The organism is Ornithinibacter sp. (genome assembly GCF_035443565.1).
GTDB lineage: Bacteria > Actinomycetota > Actinomycetes > Actinomycetales > Dermatophilaceae > Fodinibacter.
Window position 1 is genome coordinate 10349 of the sequence record NZ_DAORSO010000061.1, and the last position, 2683, is coordinate 13031.

3 protein-coding genes are annotated in these 2683 nt (G+C 73.8%); all 3 read left to right on the forward strand.

Annotated features, from left to right (window positions below):
- Nucleotides 1-74 precede the first annotated feature (74 nt).
- Genes hisI through PLL68_RS08325 form a run of 3 tightly spaced genes read left to right on the forward strand, consistent with a single transcriptional unit; the run spans nucleotide 75 to nucleotide 2634 of the window.
- Nucleotides 75-455 (forward strand): phosphoribosyl-AMP cyclohydrolase, encoded by a 381-nt coding sequence (gene hisI / locus PLL68_RS08315; RefSeq protein ID WP_324533306.1) that lies wholly within the window; start codon nucleotides 75-77, stop codon nucleotides 453-455.
- Nucleotides 452-2035 (forward strand): anthranilate synthase component I, encoded by a 1584-nt coding sequence (locus PLL68_RS08320; protein ID WP_324533307.1) that lies wholly within the window; start codon nucleotides 452-454, stop codon nucleotides 2033-2035. The genes hisI and PLL68_RS08320 overlap by 4 nt, the downstream gene beginning before the upstream one ends.
- Nucleotides 2032-2634, forward strand: coding sequence for a Trp biosynthesis-associated membrane protein (locus tag PLL68_RS08325; RefSeq protein WP_324533308.1), 603 nt, complete (start codon nucleotides 2032-2034; stop codon nucleotides 2632-2634). Before PLL68_RS08320 ends, PLL68_RS08325 begins: the two co-directional genes overlap by 4 nt.
- Nucleotides 2635-2683: the final 49 nt, after the last annotated feature.

The window sequence follows — 2683 nt, forward strand, 5'->3', positions numbered from 1 at the left end:
CCGGATGCCGTCCGCACCGGTCCGCGACCCGGCCGCCGCACCGGGAGGCCCACCCACCACGGCACAATGAGCGGGTGCGCACGCCCCCCTTTCTCGACAGTGACCTCGACCCCGCCATCGCCGCCCGCCTCAAGCGCGACGCCGACGGCCTCGTGGCGGCGATCGTGCAGCAGCACGACACCGGTGAGGTGCTCATGCTCGGATGGATGGACGACGAGGCCCTGCACCGCACCCTGACCCAGGGGCGGGTCACGTTCTGGTCGCGCAGCCGCAGCGAGTACTGGCGCAAGGGCGACACCTCCGGCCACGTCCAGCACGTCCGGTCGGTCGCACTGGACTGCGACGGCGACGCGCTCCTCGTGCGCGTCGACCAGGTCGGCGCGGCCTGCCACACCGGGGACCACACGTGCTTCGACGCCGCAGACCTCGGTGCCGTGGTCGGGGACGGCGCGTGAGCACGGCATCCGAGAGCGGTCCCGGGCGCCGCGCCACGACCCCGGACCTCGCCTACGGCCAGACCTGGCCCAACCTCGACGTCTTCGGCGTGCTCGCCCGCGACCGCCGGGTCATCCCCGTCGTGCGCCGCCTCATGGGCGATGCCGAGACCCCGGTCGGCGTGTACCGCAAGCTCGCGGGGGACCGGCCGGGCACCTTCCTCCTGGAGTCGGCCGAGCACGGGGGAGTGTGGTCGCGCTGGTCGATCGTCGGCGCCGCGAGCCGGGCCACGCTCACCGAGCGCGACGGTGCGGCCCACTGGATCGGTGAACCACCGGTCGGCGTGCCGACCTCCGGACTGGCCACTGACGCCCTGGCCGAGACGATGCGGGTTCTCGCGACCGAGCCCATCGCGGGTCTGCCGCCGCTGACCGGGGGCATGGTCGGCGCCATCACCTACGACGCCGTGCGTCGCTGGGAGCGCGTGCCCGCCACCGCCCCTGACGAGCTCGACCTGCCTGAGCTGGCCCTCATGCTCGCGACCGACCTGGCGGTTCTCGACCACGCCGACGGGTCGATCCTGCTCGTGGCCAACGCGATCAACTACGACGGCACCGACGAGCGGGTCGAACAGGCGTGGGCGGATGCCGTGGCTCGCCTGGACGACATGACGCGCGCCCTCGCGGCCCCCGCGCCGAGCACGGTCGCCGTCGTCGACACGGCATCCGTGGACGCGGCGATGGCCACGGTCACCTCGAACACCACCCGTGAGCGCTACGAGGAGGTCGTCGAGCTCGCCAAGGAGGACATCCGCGCCGGCGAGGTCTTCCAGGTCGTCATCAGCCAGCGGTTCAGCCTCGACTGCGCGGCCGACCCGCTCGACGTCTACCGGGCCCTGCGGGCGAGCAACCCCAGCCCGTACATGTACCTGTTCCGACTGCCGCACCCCGACGGCTCCTCGTACGCCGTCGTCGGCAGCAGCCCCGAGGCCCTCGTGCGCGTCACAGGCGACCGGGCGATCACCCACCCGATCGCCGGATCGCGCCCGCGCGGCAAGACCCCCGAGGACGACGTGCGCCTGGCCGACGAGCTGCTCGCCGACCCCAAGGAGCGCTCCGAGCACGTCATGCTCGTCGACCTCGGCCGCAACGACCTCCAGCGGGTCTGCCGCCCCGGCACGGTCGACGTCGTCGAGTTCATGGACGTGCGGCGCTACAGCCACGTCATGCACATCGAGTCCACCGTCGTGGGGGACACCCGCCCGGGGGTCAGCGCCTACGACGTGCTGGTGTCGACCTTCCCCGCCGGCACCCTCTCGGGTGCGCCGAAGCCGCGCGCCCTGGCGCTCATCGAGCAGTACGAACCCTCGCGGCGAGGCGTCTACGGTGGCGTCGTCGGCTACCTCGACTTCCACGGTGACCTCGACATGGCCATCGCCATCCGCACCGCCGTCGTCAAGGACGGTGTCGCCCACGTGCAGGCCGGCGCCGGCATCGTGGCCGACTCGGTCCCGGCCCGCGAGCACGAGGAGTGCGTCCACAAGGCGACTGCGGCCCTGCGTGCGGTCGCGACGGCCGCGGCGATGCGGACCGTGACATGAGCCGGCTGTCCAGCAAGGGCGTCGTCGTCCTCCTCGCCCTGCTCGGTGCCGGTGGTCTGCTCGTCAGCGGCTTCCGTCCGTGGGTGACCGGGGCCGTCGACGACGCCGTCCTCGGGGCGACCCGCATCAGCGCCACCGGCGCGGAGGTGGCCCCGGGCCTGAGCGCCGTCGCCCTGTCGATCGCGGCCGCGGCCATCGCCGCCGTCGCTGCCGGCCGCATCGCGCGGGTGGTCGCCCTGGTCGCCTATGCGACCTCGGTCGTCATCGCCGTGATCCTCACGGTGCGGGTCCTTCGGGACCCCGAGGCCGTGCTCGGTCCGGTCGCCGCCTCACGCGTCGGCCGCACCGGCAGCATCGAGAACGTCGCCGACCCCACGGTGTGGCCCTGGGTGGCTCTCGCCGCCTGCGCCGTCGCCCTCCTGGGCCTGGTCGGCGCGGTGCGCGGCCTGCGGGTCTGGGGCGGGCCGTCCTCGCGCTACGAGGTGGCGGATGCCGGTGGCCCGGTCGCCGGTCCGCGCGGCGAGCGCGTCGCGAGCGCCTGGGACGAGCTCAGCGCGGGGCGCGACCCCACCGATGTGGGTCCCGACCAGCGGACCTGACAGAATCACCGGTGAGCCACCGGGCCCCGAGTGTGGGCCCCGCACGAAT

Bases quoted from the DNA above. Each gene is read 5' to 3' on its own strand.
- PLL68_RS08325 (WP_324533308.1), top strand. From the start codon at position 2,032: ATGAGCCGGCTGTCCAGCAAGGGCGTCGTCGTCCTCCTCGCCCTGCTC.